Source organism: Mesobacillus sp. QJM3NY_10, from assembly GCF_056173465.1.
In genome coordinates, this window is the sequence record NZ_CM149675.1 from 1,361,496 (window position 1) to 1,381,291 (window position 19,796).

At 42.6% G+C, this 19,796-nt stretch carries 20 protein-coding genes; 14 read left to right on the forward strand and 6 right to left on the reverse strand.

The features are described 5' to 3' along the window. Positions 1–75 precede the first annotated feature (75 nt). The gene (locus AC0VX7_RS06800; RefSeq protein ID WP_475427210.1) at positions 76–918 is read left to right on the forward strand and encodes a YitT family protein; all 843 of its coding nucleotides are present in this window, start codon (positions 76–78) and stop codon (positions 916–918) included. A 23-nt stretch (positions 919–941) separates the two neighbouring features. Next, positions 942–1,730, forward strand: a complete 789-nt coding sequence (locus AC0VX7_RS06805) for a BsuPI-related putative proteinase inhibitor (protein ID WP_475427211.1) — start codon at positions 942–944, stop codon at positions 1,728–1,730. A gap of 39 nt (positions 1,731–1,769) precedes the next feature. Here AC0VX7_RS06805 and AC0VX7_RS06810 read toward each other — a convergent pair whose 3' ends face one another. The 3 genes from AC0VX7_RS06810 to AC0VX7_RS06820 form a co-directional block, all read right to left on the reverse strand. After that, positions 1,770–1,961 (reverse strand): DUF3813 domain-containing protein, encoded by a 192-nt coding sequence (locus AC0VX7_RS06810; RefSeq protein ID WP_041967316.1) that lies wholly within the window; start codon positions 1,959–1,961, stop codon positions 1,770–1,772. Next, on the reverse strand, positions 1,962–2,114 hold the full coding sequence (locus tag AC0VX7_RS06815) for a hypothetical protein (protein ID WP_167832158.1): 153 nt from the start codon (positions 2,112–2,114) through the stop codon (positions 1,962–1,964). Between the two features lie 309 nt (positions 2,115–2,423). Then, positions 2,424–3,242: a Cof-type HAD-IIB family hydrolase gene (locus AC0VX7_RS06820; RefSeq protein WP_475427212.1), complete on the reverse strand. Its 819-nt coding sequence runs from the start codon at positions 3,240–3,242 to the stop codon at positions 2,424–2,426. 212 nt (positions 3,243–3,454) lie between these two features. On the opposite strand from AC0VX7_RS06820, the gene AC0VX7_RS06825 reads away from it, so the two are divergent. The 3 genes from AC0VX7_RS06825 (at position 3,455) to AC0VX7_RS06835 (ending at position 6,149) form a co-directional block, all read left to right on the forward strand. Continuing rightward, entirely contained in the window at positions 3,455–4,222 is a 768-nt protein-coding gene (locus tag AC0VX7_RS06825) for a prolyl oligopeptidase family serine peptidase (protein ID WP_475427213.1), read from the forward strand. Positions 4,223–4,300: 78 nt separating this feature from the next. Next, positions 4,301–4,612, forward strand: coding sequence for a metal-sulfur cluster assembly factor (locus AC0VX7_RS06830; protein WP_214908751.1), 312 nt, complete (start codon positions 4,301–4,303; stop codon positions 4,610–4,612). A 409-nt stretch (positions 4,613–5,021) separates the two neighbouring features. Beyond that, positions 5,022–6,149, forward strand: coding sequence for a TIGR04053 family radical SAM/SPASM domain-containing protein (locus tag AC0VX7_RS06835; RefSeq protein WP_475427214.1), 1,128 nt, complete (start codon positions 5,022–5,024; stop codon positions 6,147–6,149). Between the two features lie 144 nt (positions 6,150–6,293). On the opposite strand, the gene AC0VX7_RS06840 is transcribed toward AC0VX7_RS06835, so the two are convergent. Then, positions 6,294–6,992 carry a Crp/Fnr family transcriptional regulator gene (locus AC0VX7_RS06840; RefSeq protein ID WP_475427215.1) on the reverse strand — a complete coding sequence of 233 codons (699 nt, stop codon included), beginning with the start codon at positions 6,990–6,992 and terminating at the stop codon, positions 6,294–6,296. A gap of 368 nt (positions 6,993–7,360) precedes the next feature. Between AC0VX7_RS06840 and AC0VX7_RS06845 the strand changes: the two genes are divergently transcribed. From AC0VX7_RS06845 to cls, 3 genes are all read left to right on the forward strand, one after another. Next, positions 7,361–8,860: a nitrate/nitrite transporter gene (locus AC0VX7_RS06845; protein ID WP_475427216.1), complete on the forward strand. Its 1,500-nt coding sequence runs from the start codon at positions 7,361–7,363 to the stop codon at positions 8,858–8,860. Positions 8,861–9,142: 282 nt separating this feature from the next. Next, positions 9,143–10,159 carry a GTP 3',8-cyclase MoaA gene (moaA, locus tag AC0VX7_RS06850; RefSeq protein ID WP_475427217.1) on the forward strand — a complete coding sequence of 339 codons (1,017 nt, stop codon included), beginning with the start codon at positions 9,143–9,145 and terminating at the stop codon, positions 10,157–10,159. A 394-nt stretch (positions 10,160–10,553) separates the two neighbouring features. Beyond that, complete coding sequence (gene cls, locus AC0VX7_RS06855; protein WP_475427218.1) at positions 10,554–12,065, forward strand: cardiolipin synthase; 1,512 nt, start codon at positions 10,554–10,556, stop codon at positions 12,063–12,065. A gap of 291 nt (positions 12,066–12,356) precedes the next feature. Here cls and ric read toward each other — a convergent pair whose 3' ends face one another. Next, a complete protein-coding gene (gene ric / locus AC0VX7_RS06860; RefSeq protein WP_475427219.1) occupies positions 12,357–13,055 on the reverse strand; it encodes an iron-sulfur cluster repair di-iron protein in 699 nt (232 codons plus the stop codon). Between the two features lie 222 nt (positions 13,056–13,277). Between ric and AC0VX7_RS06865 the strand changes: the two genes are divergently transcribed. The 4 genes from AC0VX7_RS06865 (at position 13,278) to AC0VX7_RS06880 (ending at position 16,530) form a co-directional block, all read left to right on the forward strand. Further along, positions 13,278–14,543 (forward strand): molybdopterin molybdotransferase MoeA, encoded by a 1,266-nt coding sequence (locus tag AC0VX7_RS06865; RefSeq protein ID WP_475427220.1) that lies wholly within the window; start codon positions 13,278–13,280, stop codon positions 14,541–14,543. After that, positions 14,531–15,049, forward strand: a complete 519-nt coding sequence (mobB, locus tag AC0VX7_RS06870; protein WP_475427221.1) for a molybdopterin-guanine dinucleotide biosynthesis protein B — start codon at positions 14,531–14,533, stop codon at positions 15,047–15,049. Before AC0VX7_RS06865 ends, mobB begins: the two co-directional genes overlap by 13 nt. A 146-nt stretch (positions 15,050–15,195) precedes the next feature. Then, positions 15,196–15,624, forward strand: coding sequence for a respiratory nitrate reductase subunit gamma (locus AC0VX7_RS06875; protein WP_475427222.1), 429 nt, complete (start codon positions 15,196–15,198; stop codon positions 15,622–15,624). Between the two features lie 189 nt (positions 15,625–15,813). Continuing rightward, a complete protein-coding gene (locus AC0VX7_RS06880; protein ID WP_475427223.1) occupies positions 15,814–16,530 on the forward strand; it encodes a YwiC-like family protein in 717 nt (238 codons plus the stop codon). A gap of 61 nt (positions 16,531–16,591) precedes the next feature. On the opposite strand, the gene AC0VX7_RS06885 is transcribed toward AC0VX7_RS06880, so the two are convergent. Next, positions 16,592–17,284 (reverse strand): Crp/Fnr family transcriptional regulator, encoded by a 693-nt coding sequence (locus AC0VX7_RS06885; protein ID WP_475427224.1) that lies wholly within the window; start codon positions 17,282–17,284, stop codon positions 16,592–16,594. 223 nt (positions 17,285–17,507) lie between these two features. Between AC0VX7_RS06885 and argC the strand changes: the two genes are divergently transcribed. Together argC and argJ are read left to right on the forward strand one after the other, a co-directional pair. Next, complete coding sequence (gene argC / locus AC0VX7_RS06890) at positions 17,508–18,542, forward strand: N-acetyl-gamma-glutamyl-phosphate reductase (RefSeq protein ID WP_475427225.1); 1,035 nt, start codon at positions 17,508–17,510, stop codon at positions 18,540–18,542. Between the two features lie 11 nt (positions 18,543–18,553). Beyond that, on the forward strand, positions 18,554–19,789 hold the full coding sequence (argJ, locus tag AC0VX7_RS06895; RefSeq protein ID WP_475427226.1) for a bifunctional ornithine acetyltransferase/N-acetylglutamate synthase: 1,236 nt from the start codon (positions 18,554–18,556) through the stop codon (positions 19,787–19,789). Positions 19,790–19,796: the final 7 nt, after the last annotated feature.

Consider the following 19,796-nt stretch of genomic DNA (forward strand, 5'->3'; position numbering starts at 1 on the left):
AAAAGACAATTAATTATAGTGATTTTCGGCAAAATAGGGGTACAGGAAGAATAGAAAAGAATAAGGGGGATTTACATGGTCTGGTTGGAAACAAAAAAAATCATCATCGTGGTGATCGGTGCATTCTTGAATGCCATGTCACTGAACTTCTTTTTAATACCGGCAAATGTCTATGCCAGCGGCTTTACCGGGATCGCACAGCTCGTTTCGAGCATACTTGGTGAATTCGCACCATTTAATATTTCTACCGGGATTCTTCTACTGCTATTGAATATACCGGTGACAATCCTTGGCTGGAAGAAAGTAGGGAAATCTTTTACACTTTATAGTTTTATCTCCGTTCTGCTTTCATCTTTCTTTCTTGAAATCATTCCGGTAAAAGAAGTATCGAGTGATATTCTGCTGAATGCTGTTTTTGGGGGAGTCATTGCAGCGTTAGGTGTTGGACTGACCTTAAAATGGGGGGCATCCACAGGAGGAATGGATATTATTGCAATGGTCCTGTCACGAATGAATGATCGTCCGGTTGGTACATATTTCTTTACCTTGAATGGCATCATTATAATGACAGCTGGCTTTGTTTTTGGCTGGGAAAACGCTCTTTATACTCTTGTCGCTTTGTATGTGTCCACACGGTTAATTGATGCCATCCATACACGGCATGAGAAACTGACGGCGATGATCGTTACGAAGAAGTCAGATGAATTAAAGAAGGCCATCCATGACAAACTTGTACGCGGAATCACGCTGCTGCCTGCCAAAGGAGCTTTTTCCGGAGAACAGAAAGAAATGCTTATCATTGTCGTGACAAGGTATGAATTGTATGACTTGGAACACATTATCAAGGAAGTCGATCCTAATGCGTTCACCAATATTGTTGAGACAGCTGGGATTTTCGGTTTTTTCCGAAAGGAGTAATCACTGAAACGGAGGTTTGGTAAATGAGGAAGGTCAGTTTGTTGATCATTTTGTTGTTGATGGCCGTGGCGCCTGTCCTGGCGATCGGAGAAGAAAAACAGTCACCAGCAAATCTGGAATACAGTTTTTATATTGATCCCTTAGCTGGTCCTGAGAAAGCTGAGTTTGAAACCATTCTGCAAAACCAGGGGAATACAGAGCTTTCATTTGAATTCCCAACATCCCAGAAATACGAAATTACCGTCCTGGATGCTAATAAGAAAAAGGTGTATCAGTATTCTGAAGGAAAATCGTTTACCCAGGCCTTTGAAACCTTGACCTTGAAACCGCAGGAGAAAATGAAATGGGTGGAGAGCTGGGATTACTCGACGGCAGGAAAAAGAGTCCAGGAAGGAGAATACACGGTCACTGCACAGTTGAAAGCAACGAGCATCAATGGAAAACCTGTCGGGGACAAAAAGCTGCTGACTGATACGAAGACAATGTATATCCCTGGGGAAAACCCTGTTTTTAAAGGCGTAGTTTCAGAAGGGAGCAAAGGGAATTATAAAATAATGGGTGAAGCCCGGCCAATCAATGGTAAGTTCTTTTATACAGCTGAAGATGGACATAACCAGTTGGTCCCTGAAACAGAAGTTGTTCCACGAGCAAAATATCCACAATGGAAACCGTTCTCGCTAGAAATATCAATACCAGAAAGCAAGCTTCCGCAAAATGGGTCAGTCATTCTTAATCTTTATGAACGCAGCAAGGATGGCGAAATCATCCATACCTATCCAGTGTTGCTTGAAAGGTTCAATAATCATAATTAGCAAAGTAAAAGCTGGCGGGATTTCCGCCAGCTTTTACTTTTACTTGCTTTCAATTGAATTCAGCTCGTCCTGAAATGACCGAAGCTGCTCTTTTTCAGCCATTGTCGTATTGGCATAGGCTGATGACAGAGCATTTTTAGCTGTGTTGATGGCTGCAGACTGTTCCGCAGGCTCCGCAGACTGAGCTAACTGGACAGCCTTCCTAGCTTCCTGAAAAAGCCTGTTTCCCATTTATATTCCCCCTAAAGAGGACTCTCTGACATTCGCCATCTTTTGTGCTTCAGCTTCGGCATAAGTGGTGTGGTAAGGGATTCGTTCATCATGCTTGGAGACAGTATCTACCCCTTGCTGTACAAAACGCTTGGATTTATTGCTTTTACCCATCGTTTTACCCCTCCATCTACGAGCGAATTTGAAACAGGCTATAACGCCGCTTCGCTTATAGTATGCTCTTTTGACATAAAATCAAACGGTTCTGATGCAAGTTCAATTTGGAAGGTACATGCAATGATTAACATTTATCGGACAATTTCAGCGGGAACTATTAAATGAGTGTCCGATAGAACCCGTCTAACGGACAAACCCAGCGGGAATCAGCAAGAAAATGTCCGATAGAACCTGTCTAACGGACAAACCCAGCGGGAATCAGCAAGAAAATGTCCGATAGAGCTTCCTATCGGACAGTTGTGTATTTTATAGAGCTTTCAAATTAAGCAAGTCGTTCAAATAAACGCCGATGCCGTCTTCTTCGTTAGTCAATGTCATGTCGTTCGCGATGTTTTTCACTTCGTCGACGGCATTGCCCATTGCGATTCCGCGGCCTGCGTATTCAAGCATTTCCAAATCGTTATCTTCATCGCCGAATGCAATGATGCGGTCTGCAGGGATTTGGAAAAAATCTGATGCTTTCTTTAAGCCAACTGCTTTGTTCAAGCCGCTTTTGACGATTTCGACGACGTGGAACGGAGCGGCCCAGCTTCTATGGTCGATCACTTCGGCATGGACTTCTGACAGATGGTTACGGATTTTACGAACATGTTCTTCATCAGCGTGAATCAACATACTAGTTGGAGATGCCTTCAAATATCTTCTCAGATCGCCGGTCGTGATATTTGGATTTCCCATATTAAAAATGTCCATCAATTTTTCATCATGATAATGTACATATACATCGTCGATTACTTCGGCAATGATATTGTAGAATTTGAAATCATCAAGTGCTTCGACAATATCCTTTGCCACATCGATTGAAAGCGGAGAATGGTGTACTCCCCAGCTATTATCAAGCGGGTGATGGATAAACGCACCGTTGAAGTTGACGATTGGCGTATCAAGTGCAAGCTCATGGTAGTACATCTCGCTGGAACGGAATGGTCTACCGGTCGCGATCATGACAACATGGCCTGCTTCTCGTGCTTTTTGTATTACATGCTTGTTCTTTTCAGAAATCGTTTTATCATCGGTTAGTAAAGTTCCGTCTAAATCTAATGCAATTAAATGTTTTTCAGCCATAAATACTCCTTCTTAAACTCTTTTTTTTTTACATCGTATGCGTATGATTGGCTCTTTTTTCGTAAGAGTTCTACAATACATATATTGGATGATGGTTAATTGGTCTTATAACCACTATGGTAACCATTTTACATATAAATTGTAAAAAAATCATTTTAGATACTTAAAAGTCCGGTAAATTTAAGATCCGCATGCTTCAGGAGGGTTAATTAGTGATTTTGGTCGAGAAGAAACGCATTGAACATATTCCCGTTCTCCATATTGTAAAACAAAAGCAATTTTCAGATAGAATGCCTTTGATTATTTTTCTGCATGGGTTTACGAGCACAAAAGAACGTAACATGCATTATGCTTACCTTTTTGCCGAAAAAGGCTTTAGAGTCATCATGCCTGAGGCGAAATATCACGGAACTCGCAGTGAAGGATTGTCAGAGGCTGAGCTTGGCTACCGCTTTTGGGAGATCGTCATCACGTCGATTGAAGAGCTTTGGACAATCAAACAGGAATTGGTGGAGGAAGGACTGGTAGATCCAGCGAGAATTGGTGTTGCCGGTACTTCGATGGGCGGAATTACAACACTCGGCGCACTTGCAAAGTACGAGTGGATAAAGGCTGGTGTCAGCTTGATGGGTAATCCTTCATTTGAAGAGTTTGCATTATGGCAGCTGAACGAAATGGAAAAAAGGAGTATTCAGACAGGGTTATCCAAGGAGCAAATATCAAGCTTGCTGAATCAGTTAAAACAATACGACCTATCCCTGCAGCCTGAAAAATTGAACAAACGCCCGCTGTTATTCTGGCATGGAAAATTAGATCCGGTCGTACCGTATCAATCTGCTTATGATTTTTACGCGCAAAACAGGAAAAGCTATGAGGGAACAGTCGGGATGTTTGAATTCATCACCGATGAAAATGCCGGACACAATGTTTCAAATGCTGGTGTTGAGGCATCTGCGAAATGGTTTGAAAAGTATATCTAATGCCTTTCCGCTTTTAATGAGTATAAAACATTGTTATGATGGAGATAGGTTACAGCAATAAAAAAGGAGTGTTCACCGATGGATGAAGAATTAAAAGATAGCATGATGGGTGCGCTTGAGATGGTCGTTGACCCTGAACTTGGCGTCGATATCGTTAATTTAGGGCTAGTATATGATGTGGATTTGAACGAGGAAGGACTTGCGACAGTGACAATGACACTGACGTCTATGGGCTGCCCGCTAGCAGGCACGATCGTTGAGCAGGTCAAATTGGCTCTTGCCGACCTTCCAGAAGTAAAAGATACAGAAGTTAATATCGTATTCAACCCACCTTGGTCTAAGGACATGATGTCCCGTTACGCGAAAATTGCTTTAGGCGTGAGGGATTAAGATCTTAACATTTGGCTCTGTTAAAGCCCAATTTTGTTTTTAAAGCCCTGTTGATTGTAGTGGAAGGCGCGAAGACTCCTGCGGGATGAGCAAGTCATGAGGAGACCCCGCAGGCGCAAAAAGCGCCGAGGAGGCTCCCCGACTGCCCGCGGAAAGCGAAGCGCCTGGAACGAAAATCAACAGCCGAATTTAACAGAGCCTAACTTTCAAGCAGCAGGAACCAGCCTGCTGCTTTTTTGCGCCCTTTTTCATAATGATTATGTCCTATACGACATGTAACAGGGTTTCAAATTCACAAAACTGTCATACAAAAAGGCAATTATATCTCTATTTATGTGAGTTAGTTCACTTAATCATGTTGGAAACACTTATATACTTCTTTTATAGAGAAGTACTTAAGGAGGCGCCAATGATGTTTGATAGAGATTTTAACAAAGACCCATTCATAGTGATTTGGGAACTTACCAGAGCCTGCCAATTAAAATGCCTGCACTGCCGTGCGGAAGCACAATATAGAAGAGATCCGCGTGAATTGTCCTTTGAAGAAGGGAAAGCGCTGATTGATCAAATATATGAAATGAATAATCCGATGCTTGTGTTCACGGGTGGGGACCCATTGATGAGGGAGGACGTTTTTGATATCGCAGAGTATGCGGTGAAAAAAGGCGTGCGTGTTTCGATGACACCAAGCGCGACACCTAATGTGACGAAGGAAGCGATTGAAAAGGCGAAGTCAGTTGGGTTGTCCCGCTGGGCATTCAGCATTGACGGACCAACAGCTGAAGTCCATGACCACTTCAGGGGTACGGCAGGTTCTTTTGATTTAACGATGGAGAGAATCAAGTATTTGCATGAGTTGGAAATTCCCATTCAGATCAATACTGTAATTTCACGATATAATATTGAGTATTTAGATGAAATGGCAAAAATGGTTGAAGACCTGGATTGTGTTCTTTGGAGTGTGTTCTTCCTTGTTCCGACAGGACGCGGCCAGGAAAAGGATATGATCTCTCCGGTAGAGCATGAAAAAGTCTTCACCTGGTTATATGATTTGAGCAAGAGGGTTAAGTTCGACATTAAAACGACAGCAGCACAGCATTATCGCCGGGTAGTCATTCAGCAAAAAATGCGTGAAGCAAGGGATCACACCGAAGAAATTGATTACTTGACGGCACTGACAAAGGAAGGGTTGACTGGATCTATCGACGGTCTTGGACGCGCGCCAAAAGGTGTCAACGATGGCAATGGTTTTGTGTTCATTTCGCACGTTGGAGATGTTTATCCAAGCGGACTGTTGCCTGTAAAAGCAGGGAACGTAAGGGAACAGCCGCTTGCTGAAATTTACAGAGATTCTCCTATCTTCAAGTCATTGAGGAATCCTGACGAGTACAAGGGAAAATGCGGAGTGTGTGAATTCAGGCATGTATGTGGGGGTTCACGCTCAAGAGCATACGCGATGACCGGTGATTACCTGGAGAGCGAGCCATTCTGCGTATACATTCCTAAAGCGTTGAGAAAACAAAAACAGGAGAGCTAAAAAGGCTCTCCTGCTCAGACAAAATTGTTTTTAACATAAAAAGCGAGTGAAGCCAAAAAGGCATACACTCGCTTTTTTTATTTGTCAGGGTCCTCCAGCGCTAGTCGAAGCTAATCATGGCGCTTGCGCTTTTTGTTCTTATCATTAATCTATTGAACAAAATACCGCCGGGCAGTTTTCGCAGCCGATTTCCTGTCGTAAATATTCTACATCATGAACCAGGATTTTCCCTTTTTTAATTGAAATGATTCCTTCTCGCTTCAGGTCATTCAGGATGCGGTTTGTGCTTTCGCGGGAAGTTCCGCAGAAGTTTGCCAGCTCTTGGTTCGTTAACGGCAGGTCAATCAAAATGCCGGTGTCTTTATGGACGCCATAGCTGTTAGTCATTCGGATCAAGGTGGAGAATAATGCTCCTTTTTTTCCGTTAAGCACTAAATCGCGGAATTTAGTCTGAGTTTTACGGAAATGATCGCTCATCCACTTCATGAATTCAAACGCAAGTGTCGGATTGTGGAAGATCTCCTTTTCAATCACGTCTTTTCTGATTGCGGCGATTTTCGCGTCTTCAAGGATAAGCGCACTTAAGAGGTACTTAGGTGCATCAGTAAAAAGTGTCAATTCTCCGCAAATATCGTTCTCTCCGCAGATCCTTAAGGCAAGCTCTCGGCCATCCTGGGTGACCTTGCTGATTTGGACCTTGCCGCCCAGGATCAAATAAAGCTCCTCAGCCTCCATGCCTTCCTGGAACAGGTATGACCCTTTTTTTACATGGATCGTCCGGTCGGCAAACTGGAGTAATTCTTTAATTTCAATTGAATGAGTTGCTTTAGTTGTGTTTGGCATGGTCATCACCCTTTTTTTGATTTTAGCTCTCTATAGTAGGAGCTATGTCCGTGGCATAATCTTTATTGTCATAATAATAACACCGAGATAGTGTTAACTAAATCAAGATTGAGGAAATGTCAAAATCTCGTCACATTATAAAAGCGATTTGTTCACATTTTCGAAACAAAGTCGGTCTAGGTATATTATATCGATAAAAAAAGCCAGTTGTTTCTAATGTTTAGAAACAACTGTGACAGTTTATTGAACAAAAAAGCGGGTGTGAAGTTCGTCATATCTAAGGGTTTTGATTTTTCTTACTATTTGTCTAAGGAACCGTTCGGTATTTAAAGTGAAGTAAAATATTTGCAAGCAAGAAGGGGGAAATCATGAGAATACAAAAAGTGCAACTGCCGCTCCAAACGCTTAGTCTTGTTGCTGGGTTTATGGTATGGGTTATTTTATCGGCATTAATGCCCTTCATCAAAGAGGATATACAGCTGACTGCGAACCAGATTGCGATGGCCACTGCCATACCAGTCGTTCTCGGCTCTATCCTGAGAATCCCGATTGGATACTGGACAAACAAATATGGCGCACGAAAACTGTTTTTTATCAGCTTTGCATTCCTTCTGTTCCCGGTATACTTCATTAGTATCGCTGATTCCTATTCTGATTTGTTGATAGGGGGCTTGTTTGTCGGTATCGGAGGAGCGATATTCTCTGTAGGTGTAACATCGCTGCCGAAGTACTATCCTAAAGAACGCCACGGGTTTGTCAACGGTATATATGGAGTAGGAAACCTTGGGACAGCACTTACAACGTTTTCAGCGCCTGCTATTGCAGCACAGCTTGGCTGGCAGCCAACAGTCAAGCTTTTCATGGTCTTGCTTATAGCATTCGCTTTCCTTAACTATTTCCTCGGTGACAAAAAAGAGCCCAAGGTCGTTACTCCTTTAGGCGAGCAAATCAAGAGCGTATACAAAAACCAGAAGCTTTGGGCTTTAAGCTTGTTCTACTTTTTAACCTTTGGTTCATTTGTAGCCTTCACGATCTATTTGCCGAATTTCCTTGTATCGCATTTTGAGCTTGATAAAGTAGATGCTGGCCTTAGGACTGCAGGCTTTATTGCACTGGCAACATTTTTCAGGCCAATTGGCGGCTGGCTGGGGGATAAATTCAACTCGTTTGTCATCCTAATGGTGGTGTTTGCTGGAATGACGATTTCGGGGATCCTGCTCTCGTTCACGCCTTCATTGACGCTGTATACAATTGGCTGTCTCGCAGTCGCAATCAGTGCCGGTATTGGGAATGGAACTGTCTTCAAGCTTGTACCGCTTTATTTTTCAAAGCAAGCGGGTATCGTCAACGGGATTGTTTCAGCGATAGGCGGATTAGGAGGCTTTTTCCCACCGCTTATGCTTGCATTCCTGTTCAACCTTACCGGACATTACGCAATTGGTTTCATGGCATTATCCCAGGTGGCACTGGCAAGCTTGATCATCGTTATCTGGATGTACTATCAGGAAAAATTAAGTCTTGCTAAAAATATCATTGATCACACAGCAGAGGGAATAATGGTCACAGATATAAAAGGAACGATTGAAAAAGTAAATCCAGCCTTTACGACTGTAACTGGCTACAGTGCAGAAGAAGTCATTGGGAAAAATCCCCGCATCCTGCGGTCGGGAGAGCATGGAGAAGATTTTTACAAGGAAATGTGGAAATCCGTAAAAGAAAATGGATTCTGGCAAGGTGAGATCTGGAATAAAAAGAAGAACGGTACTATTTATCCTGAATGGCTCACGATTAGCCCTGTCAAAAATGAAGCTGGTGAAATCAAGAAATTTGTTGGCATGTTCAGTGAAATGACCCAGAAAGGCAAATAAACCTTTTAAAAAGACTGTGTCCTTGATGCAGTCTTTTTTTTGGGGAAGAAATTTACTACTTAAGGCGCTTGCGCTTTACTTATGATATTATGACAACATGATGACAATTCTCGATAAAAACACTATCCTGGCAGTTTTTATGTTGTAATATAGACATAAGGATGAAATCTACTATTTTAATAGAGGGCTATTGATGTTACTGTGAGAATATTAACAGTTAACAATCTTTGTTGCTGTTTCAATGTCAATAATCATAACTTCTATAAATTGGAGTTGATACTAATGGTAAAAAACATAATAAAAGACCAATTAAATAGACCGCTCCGCGACTTGCGTATTTCTGTTATAGATCGATGCAATTTCCGCTGTCAGTATTGTATGCCTGCTGAAATTTTCGGACCTGATTTCGCGTTTTTGCCTAAAAGCGAACTGCTGTCATATGAAGAAATCGAGCGTGTGGCCAAATTATTCATTGAACTAGGTGTAGAAAAAATCAGGCTTACAGGCGGAGAGCCGTTAATGCGCAAGGATTTGCCTATTCTCGTAAAAATGCTGAATGAGATTGAAGGGTTGAAGGATATCGCTTTGACCACTAATGGTGTAATGCTGCCGAAATATGCTGATGAGCTATATGCTGCAGGCCTGAAACGGGTCAATATCAGTCTGGACAGTTTAAAAGATGAACTGTTCGGTCAAATCAATGGCCGGAATGTTGGTGTCGGACCGGTATTAAAAGGAATTGAAGCAGCGAAGAAAGCTGGCTTGGGTGTAAAAATCAATACGGTAATCAAAAAGGGGCTCAATGATTCTGAGATCCTTCCAATGGCTGAATTCTGCAAAAAGGAAGGCCTGGAGCTTCGTTATATTGAATACATGGATGTGGGCAGCACGAACGGCTGGAAAATGGATGATGTCATCACGAAGAAGCAGATCCATGACTTAATCAGCGAACAATATGAACTAGAACCAGTTGATCCGGAATATTTCGGGGAAGTCGCTAAAAAATACCGATATAAAGGTACTGATATCAATGTCGGCTTCATTTCTTCGGTATCAGAGTCATTCTGCTCAAGCTGCACAAGGTCACGTTTGTCTGCGAACGGCCAGGTTTTCACATGCCTGTTCAATGGCAATGGCCACGATATCCGAGACTTCATGCGCGCCGGTGCTTCAGATGATGAACTTCGCACACGCATTTCGGACATCTGGAACCATAGAACGGACCGCTATTCTGATGAACGTACGGCTGAAACAGTTGCGAACAGAAAGAAAATTGAAATGTCCTATATTGGCGGCTAAGACTCCTTAGGGGGTCTTTTTTTTTGCTCTTTTCTCAAACTTTGTTGTTATTGACTACAAAATAAGATTAAATGACCTATGTTTCTTCACAAAAAACTAAAGCTTATTATGAGAAAAGAGCTTGCACACTTAATACCGAACTACAAAGTGGCTTTTTATCACGTTAAAATCGGCTTTAGGATTTTAACAACAATCTTTACGAAAACAGCTTTTTTTTAACTGCTTTCTTCAGGAGCCAGTGCCTCGCCTGCAAACTCTTGATCACTCATTATCTTAGGTCAAATCACGTTTTTGTATTTTTTTGGCCTCTGGCAAATCTGGGTATACTATGTTTCCGGACAATTGGTTTATGGGTATACATGAATCTACTATAAAATTGTTGGAGTATACTGGGATGCTAAAAAGAAGACTTGAGTTTTTATTTGTATTTATTTTAATGGCATGTTTTTATATTGTGTTTTTCACTGATTATAGCCAGGCGATCAAAGTGACAGCCATATTGATTTATGCAGTGATTATCCTTATCAGCATGTATTCATTGATGCTTGAAAACCGCTCGGCACAGCATACGCTGATGTGGATGTATGTCATGCTGCTTTTTCCTGTGGGCGGTTATTTCTTCTACTTATTCTCAGGGCAGTTGTATTTGAAGGGTTATTTGTATAAAAGCAAGCGTACGAGAGATCGGGACCAGTGGGAAAAACTGATGCGGAAAGAAGAGTCGAGAGATCTTTCTTTTCTAATCGAGAATCAGCAGTGCTTTGCGAAATATGCAAAGAATTCAACATTAACTCCGATTACGACTGCTTCCAGGGCAAAAATCCTGAAAAATGGAGAAGAGACGTTTACGGAGATTAAAAAAAGGCTGCGAGAAGCTAAAAAGTTCATTCATATGGAATATTATATTTTCAGGTCTGACAGGCTTGGCAGGGAGATTATTGATATTCTGATTGAAAAAGCGCGGCAGGGTGTCGAGGTGCTGTTCATTTTTGATGCTGCTGGAAGTATGAAGATCGCGGCCACAGATTTAAAGGAAATGCAGGAAGCAGGCATAAAAGCGGCTCCCTTTTCTCCGCTCAAGTATGGATTCTTCAATCAGAAATTCAATTTCCGCAACCATAGGAAAATCGTCATCATTGATGGGGAAATCGGTTTTACCGGAGGGTTGAATGTAGGAATTGAGTATCTAGGGGAAGATGAAAAAATCGGTTTCTGGCGTGATACTCACATGCTGCTGACAGGAGAGTCTGTATATACCCTTCACAATGTGTTCCTCCTTGATTGGGAATATATTAGCGGCGAGAAAGTCTTGGAGGACCATCGGGCAGAGAAAAGACCACATGAAAATGATGAATTGGATGGTGCGATCCAAGTGGTGCCAAGCGGTCCAGATACACAGCAGGGAATCATGAGTGATTTTTATTATACGATGATGTCATGTGCAACAAAGTCGATTTGGATTGCCACACCTTATTTTGTCCCTGACGAAGCAATCCGTACAGCATTGAGAGTAGCAGCTGCAAAAGGAATTGAAGTGAGGATCATGGTGCCGGAAATCAATGATAGTTATCTGACACAATACGCAAGCCGTTCTTACTACTCAGAGCTTTTGCGCAACGGTGCTGAAATCTACTCCTACAAAAAGGGTTTTTTACACCAGAAGGTCATCATCGTCGATGGGAATATCGCCTCGATCGGCACGGCCAATATGGACATGCGGAGCTTCCATTTAAATTTTGAAGTCAATGTCTTCCTGTTTGGAACAAGTTCGATCAGGGACCTTGTGGCTCATTATGAAGAAGATCTTGAGGATTCGGAAATAATCAGTCCAGTCCAGTACCATAAGCGAGGGCTTTGGGAAAGGACGAAGGAATCATTCGCGCGACTGTTCTCCGGGGCTTTATAATGTAAGCTAGTATAGAGAATGACCTCACCTTAATTAGATGAGGTCATTTTTTATGTTGTTAAGGAAATTAAAAAATTATTTAGGTGTGGATAACTGCATGTGGTTTTCTTAATCCAGCTCCAGCGCCTAGCCCCTCGAGTCGCTTCGATCCGCCCATTGAAGTCAAAGAACGACTTCATTGGGCGGCCCTCCGTGGCACACGATGTGCTAGACCCGCCAGCCACAGGACGTGGCGTTTTAAGGCGGGCAGCGCTTGTCGGGGCTGAACGAGGCGCTTGCGCTTTTTGTTCATCAGGCAATATACCTTGGGAACAGGATGTTGTTTTCCAGGTGTACGTGCATGAACGTATGTGATTCTAATGCTTCCAGGCGTTTGTATACTAAGCGATAAGTTCCGCAAGCATCCATTGGAGGATTGAAGTCTGCAGTGATTTCACGTAATTGTTTTAGGATGGAGCCTGCATGGTCGTGTTCCTTCTCAAGCTCTGTGATTTCTGCGATCATTTCGGTACGCTTTTCTTCATCAGCAGTATCGAGCTGCAGCAAGAGCGGGAAGACAGTCGCTTCCTCTTTTGCCGTATGCTCCAGAAGCTCTTTCTTCAACTCGTAGAAAAGCTCATAAACTTTCAACAGCTCTTCGTGGCGGTCGCCATGGACTTTTGCAACTTTTGTTACATACGGGCTGAGCAATTTCAATTCTTCTTCAAGCTCGCGGTGGTATTTGTTCTTGATATGGTCGATCAATTCCGCAGAGTCAGTTTCTGTCCAGACCTCCATGCTTTCTGCAGCGCCGTTATGCTTGCGATATAGCTCTTCGAGTTCAGCCATGATTGCAGGTACATCCAGGTTCTGTTCGCCAGCCGCTTCTGCTAGAGGACGATTTCCGCCGCAGCAGAAATCCAGTCTATTCTGCTTGAATAAATCACTTGATTGCGGGAATATATTGACAATATCTTTAACTAAAGAATTTTGATCAAAAGGCATTTTCATGTAGGAAACCTCCAGTAAATTATTTAATACTGTTTACATACTCATCATAAAGGAAATGGTTTTACTACTTGGTGATGTGCATCACACTTCACAAAAAATCTACATATTTTCGGGAGATTTTATGAGAGAATACTGTGAGGTTTGTTATGTTTTCATTTTTACATTACTCTTATAATGAAAAGGGTAAATTTAGAAGTTAAGCCTGTAATAGGAGCTGATTATATGTTAGAGAAAAGAAACCCTATTCCAATTGGAGAGGCAGTTAAAAGAGTGATGGAGCATAAGCAAAAAGGCTCCACTGAATATGTTTCAATCAATGAAAGCTATGGACGCTATCTATCAGAGGACTTGAAAGCGACCAGCGATGTACCGCATTTCAACAGAGCTCCGTATGATGGATATGCAATCCGGTCCGTTGATACACAGGAAGCTTCTCAAAATTACGCTGTTGAATTTGAAGTGGTGGACCATATCGGTGCCGGAATGCTTACGGATAAAGAACTTGGGCCATTCCAGGCAGTCAGAATCATGACAGGAGCACAGATGCCTGTTGGTGCTGATTCTGTTGTCATGTTTGAATTGGCCAGTGAAATCGAGCGTGACGGAAAAAAATACATGACAACAAAACGCAAGCATAAGGAAGGAGATAATGTTTCCTACCGCGGTGAGGATGCAAGGGAAGGGGAAGTGCTTGTTAAGAAAGGCACGTTCATCAATCCGGGAATCCAAGCGATGCTGGCGACTTTTGGATATGCCAAAGTACCTGTTTCGAAAAAGCCAGTAATCGGACTATATGCAACAGGGACTGAGTTGCTGGATGTCGATGAACCGCTTGAGCCGGGAAAAATCCGCAACAGCAACTCTTATATGATCTCTGCTCAAATCCTTCGTGCTGGAGCTGAAGTGAAGTACTTTGGACAGCTGCCTGATGATTTTGATACTTGCTTCGATGCAGTAAGCAAAGCGATTGAGGAAGTGGATTTATTCATTACCACCGGCGGGGTTTCCGTCGGGGACTACGACTATCTGCCGGAGATCTACGCAAAGCTGGGAGCAGAGGTGCTGTTCAATAAAGTAGCGATGAGACCGGGCAGTGTCACTACTGTAGCGCAGCTTGATGGCAAGTTATTGTTTGGCCTGTCAGGAAACCCTTCGGCATGCTATGTTGGCTTCGAGTTGTTCGCTCGTCCAATCATCAGGACGATGCTCTACACTGAACAGCCTCATTTGAGGAAGGAAAAAGCGATTCTTGATGCCAACTTCCCTAAAGCAAATCCATTTACTAGATTTGTCAGGAGCGCTCTTAGAGTCGAGGATGGCAAACTGGTAGTAACACCTAGCGGCCTGGATAAATCGAATATTATCATGAGCCTCGCTGGAGCTAATTCCCTCATGATTCTGCCTGGCGGTACAAGAGGTTTTGAAGAAGGATCAGAGGTGGATGTTCTGTTGCTGGAGGACCATGTGGGCAGTGATTGGCCTTGGTAAAACCGGTATTGTTTCAGGTTGCAGGGTACCAAAACAGCGGCAAAACGACGCTTAGCCTAACATTGATCCAGCAGCTGGCTGCGAAAGGTCTGAAGGTTGCGACAGTCAAACACCATGGGCATGGCGGGAGGCCGGAAGTTGTCGAGGACAAGGATTCCGACAGGCATATAAAGGCAGGAGCATCTGTCTCTCTTGTAGAAGGGGGAGGCCGGATGGTTATTCATGCTGAAAATGATAAATGGTCCTTATCTGAAGAAATAGACATGCTATCCTTCTTCAAGCCTGATGTAATCTTGATAGAAGGTTATAAGAATGAGCCCTATCCTAAGGCTGTCATCCTGCGTGATGAGAGCGATCTGGAGCTAGTGGAAAAGCTGCAAAATATCCAGGTGGTTTTATGCCGAAATGCGGAGTTGGCAAACATGTTAAAGGGTTCGTCTCTCCCTGTATTTGAAATTGATGATGGAGTCAACTGGATTTTAGAGTACATCAGCAGTACACACTAGGTGATTTCCTTTAGTCATTAAAGGGTTACCAAGAAAAAGTTCTTATTTTAGACATATACGGCGACTTTTGTCACTGTCACTTCATACTTACCCGGTTAGAATGTTAAATGGGATTCATGTTGTGAGATATGTGTGAGGTGAGAGCGATGGAAATGCTACAAATCTTTTTATGGATTGTATATCCATATTCGGTTGCGGCAATAGTGGCGATGGGACTCGTTTGGCAATACGATGCATCAAGAGAAGAAGGAACATGTTCGAAGGCAGGAAGGTTTCTGCTTGTCGTCGTGAAAACACTTATGGTTGCCAGCACAGCAACGGGCATTGCCATCGTGTTGTCGAGCAGCATAGCGTACGAACCCGTACTGCTGTTTAGATGGCTCATCAGCCTTGCCCAACTGCAGCCAGATATGAGCCTGGTCACGGACGTATCCATTCTCTCAAAGGTGCATTTTATAGTTGTATTCCTGTTCCTATTGAGTCTGGCATTCACGAAGGAAATTTATTATTTATTAAAACCGCACTTATATATAAAAAAAATCTTTTTAAAACTGCAATTCGAAAGAAGAGGCTAAATCCAGTCTCTTCTTTTTTCTTTTTATAAAATCAAGCGCTTTTCAGGGCTGACTAAGGCGCTTACGCATTTCTTTTTTGACAGTTCGGTGTCAACCGCATTTACACACGTGAAAATGTGATGTGTTTCACTTATTAAACAATTTGCCTGCTTTATATTTAAGATAAGAAACAAAAGGGAGTGTTCATTCATGAAGTTATTTATGCCAAAACAACATGGGGCCTGGGCGATGTTGAACATCCCTTTCTGGCTTGGAGCAGCGGCAAGTGAAATAGTCTGGCAGCATATCCCGTTTTTTATCGGATGGTTATTATTATATTTAGGAACATATCCGCTTCTATTGATGTTCAAGAAAAAGAAAATCTCATTTTATCGTAAATGGGTGCTTATTTATATGATACCGGCTCTTGTGTTCTTAATGGTTCCATTGTTCACGACACCAACAATCGTAACGTTCGGACTTGCGATGATTCCGTTTTTTATGCTCAATGCATACTTCTCTGCTAAAAATAGAGACCGGGCGCTATTGAATGATCTAAGTGCCATCGTTGTGTTTTCTATTGCCGGTTTGGCCAGCAGCTTTCTGCCAAGTGGGGAAATCAATGAAAATGCAATCCTTGTTTTTGCTTCCAGTATTCTATTTTTCACCGGAAGCACATTTTACGTGAAAACAATGATTCGCGAAAAGAAGAACAGCCAATTCAAATGGATTTCCTGGACCTACCACCTTTTGGTCCCTGTTCTGTGGCTCGCAGCTGGAGAAGTCATAGTCGCTGTTGCCGCAGTACCAAGCTTGATCAGAGCTGTAGCATTTTATGGCAAACCGCTTTCTTTCATGAAGGTAGGGATATACGAAATCGTGAACGCAGTGCTGTTTTTTATCATCATGCTGTTTGCAGTCCTGTAATGATTATCAATGCGAAGCCAGCCTATAAGTAAAGCCGCCAGTGATGAACTGGCGGCTTTTGCTATTCTATATTGCATATTTCAACAGGACAATTTTCACAATCTATTTCTCTCTTTAGCCGATGGAGGGCATGGACGGTAATGTATCCTTTATCAATGGATATGATGTTACTCTTCCTCAAGTCGCTCAATAATCTGTTCACGACTTCTCGTGAGGTCCCACAAAAGTTTGCGAGCTCCTGGTTCGTCAGCGATACATCAATCTTCAAGCCATCTTCTGTTTTTACTCCGTAACTGTTCACCATCCGGATGAGGGTTGAGTACAAAGCACCTTTTTTACCATGTAGGACAAGGTCCCTGAACCTTGTTTGCGATTTGCGGTGCTGCAGGGAAAGCCACTTAACGAGTTCTAGTGCCAACCCGCTATCCTTTTCAATTTCGGATTCGAGCTTATCCTTTTGAATCACTGCCACCGTCCCACTTTCTGAAGCGCGGGCATTCAAGATATGCTGGGATGCTGGGCTGAACAATGATAACTCTCCAACCAGTTCGCCGGCTGAACACATTCTGATTGTTAACTCGCGTCCATCTGGTACCATTTTGCTGATCTGAAATTTCCCGCTCTGAATAATGTACAGCTCATCTGCGGTATTGCCTTCTTCAAAAAGGAAGCGTCCTTTGTCAATGCTTTTAATTCTGTGGACCTTTGCAAAAAGCTTATTCAAATTTGGTGACAACGTTGTTGCAGTCAACATATGAATACCACCTTATTACGGGAGAATGATACTCCCTTCCGTATCTGATAATAATATAATTATATTGTAAAGCATACAAAGCCAGCAATAAAATTGTGAATTGTTCACATATTGTTAATAAATCTATTGCGTTTTCTTCCCATTGTTTTTATAATAAAAAGAAATTTATTTATAAATATAAAATAATTTGTTTATTTATACATAAGTTGAAAGGAGGTTTCAAGTGAAGGCAGCGATCATTGGTACCACTGGATATGGTGGGGGAGAATTGATTCGTATCCTGGCAAATCATCCATATATCAGTATTCATTCAATCCACACAACAAGAGATGAAAAACCTGTTTCCGAAGAATATCCCCATTTAACAGGAATTTTTGATAAGGTCCTCACCAAGATTGACACTGATAAAATAGCCGAGGAATCAGATATTGTGTTCCTGGCAACCCCTTCAAGAGTTTCCGGTAAGCTTGTTGAATCATTTTTTAAAAAAGGCATAAAAGTTATTGATCTATCAGGTGACCTGAGATTGAAAGACGCATCAGCATATGAAGCATGGTATAAGCATGAATCGGTCGATACCTCTATTCTAAATGAAGCAGTATACGGGCTTAGTGAATGGAACAGGAAGCAGATTACGAATGCGAATCTGCTGGCCAATCCAGGCTGCTATCCGACTGCAGCACTCCTCGGGCTGGCACCGGTGCTGACAGAGAAGTTGATTGAGAAGAATAGTATCATAATCGACGCTAAATCAGGTGTGTCCGGTGCTGGCAGGTCTCCGTCAATGGGCACGCTATACGCAGAGTTGAATGAAAATTTCAAAATTTATAAAGTGAATGAGCACCAGCATATCCCGGAAATCGAACAGCAGCTTAGCCTTTGGAATGGCGAAGAGGTAAAGATAACCTTCAGCACACATTTAATACCCGTTACCAGGGGAATCATGGCCACAATATACGTGCAGTTAAAAGAAGATTTGAATACTTCAAGGCTGCTAGATTTATATAAGGGAGCATATGATGGGCATCCATTTGTAAGAGTAAGGAATAATGGGGTGTTCCCGTCAGTCAAAGAGGTCAAGGGATCGAATTATTGTGATATTGGGTTGCATAGGGACAGAAGGACAGGAAGGCTTACGATTGTGTCGGTTATCGATAATTTAATGAAAGGTGCCGCAGGGCAGGCGGTGCAAAACGCCAATATCATGTTTGGATTAGAGGAAACAGCAGGACTAAAAATGATTCCCCTGTATCCATAAAGGAGGAAAATATGTATCAAGCAATGACCGAAAAGCAGTTAATAAAAAGTGTCCCAGATGGAAGCATTTTAACGCCAAAAGGATTTCGGTGCGGTGGTGTGCATGCGGGGCTGCGTTATACAAAGCTTGATTTAGGGATGATCGTAAGCGAGAAGCCGGCAAGCTGTGCTGCTGTATATACGACGAGTCACTTTCAGGCAGCGCCTTTGGTGGTAACACAGCAAAGTATTGCAAAGGAAAAGGTCCTCCAGGCAATCGTCGTCAACAGTGCATGTGCGAATGCTTGTACTGGAGAACAAGGATATCAGGATGCCTTGAAAATGCGCTCATTGGCTGCAGCAAAAATGGGGATTCCAGAACATCATGTTGCAGTAGCTTCAACGGGTGTCATTGGTGAATTTATGCAAATGGAAAAAATCGAATCTGGAATATGCAATCTGGCCATCGGCAAATCAGCTGATGATGCAAAGGATTTCCAAACGGCTATCCTGACAACGGATACGGTAATGAAAAGCTGCTGTTATTCTGCCGAGATTGACGGGATAACAGTGAGTATGGGCGGATCAGCTAAGGGTTCAGGGATGATTCACCCAAATATGGCCACGATGCTCGGGTTTTTAACAACAGATGCAAATATCTCTAGTGAACACCTGACTGCCGCGCTAAAAGATGTAACAAACACAACCTTCAATCAAATTACAGTAGATGGAGATACATCAACGAACGATATGGTCCTGGTGATGGCTAATGGAAGTGCCGGAAATAAGTTATTGAATCCGGACCATCCAGATTGGCCAGTTTTTGTAGAACTGTTAAAAGAAAGCTGTGCAAGTCTAGCTAAACAGATCGCAAAGGATGGAGAGGGAGCAACTAAATTAATTGAGATATCCGTAGCAGGAGCAATGTCTGATGAAGAGGCTCGAGTGATAGGTAAACAGATTGCCGGATCCAATCTTGTCAAAACAGCAGTCTACGGAGCCGATGCCAACTGGGGAAGGATCATTGGTGCAATCGGTCAAAGTCAGGCATCAGTAGATCCAAAAACAGTCGATATCTCACTTGGAGAAATTACGATGCTTAAAAATGGTACACCCGTTGCTTTTGATGAAGATCAGGCGAGGGAGTATCTGTTGAATGACAAGGTCGAAATCTTCGTTGACCTCCATGTGGGTGAAGGGAAAGGAATGGCCTGGGGCTGCGATCTTTCCTATGATTATGTGAAAATAAATGCAAGCTATCGGACATAAAGGGGCG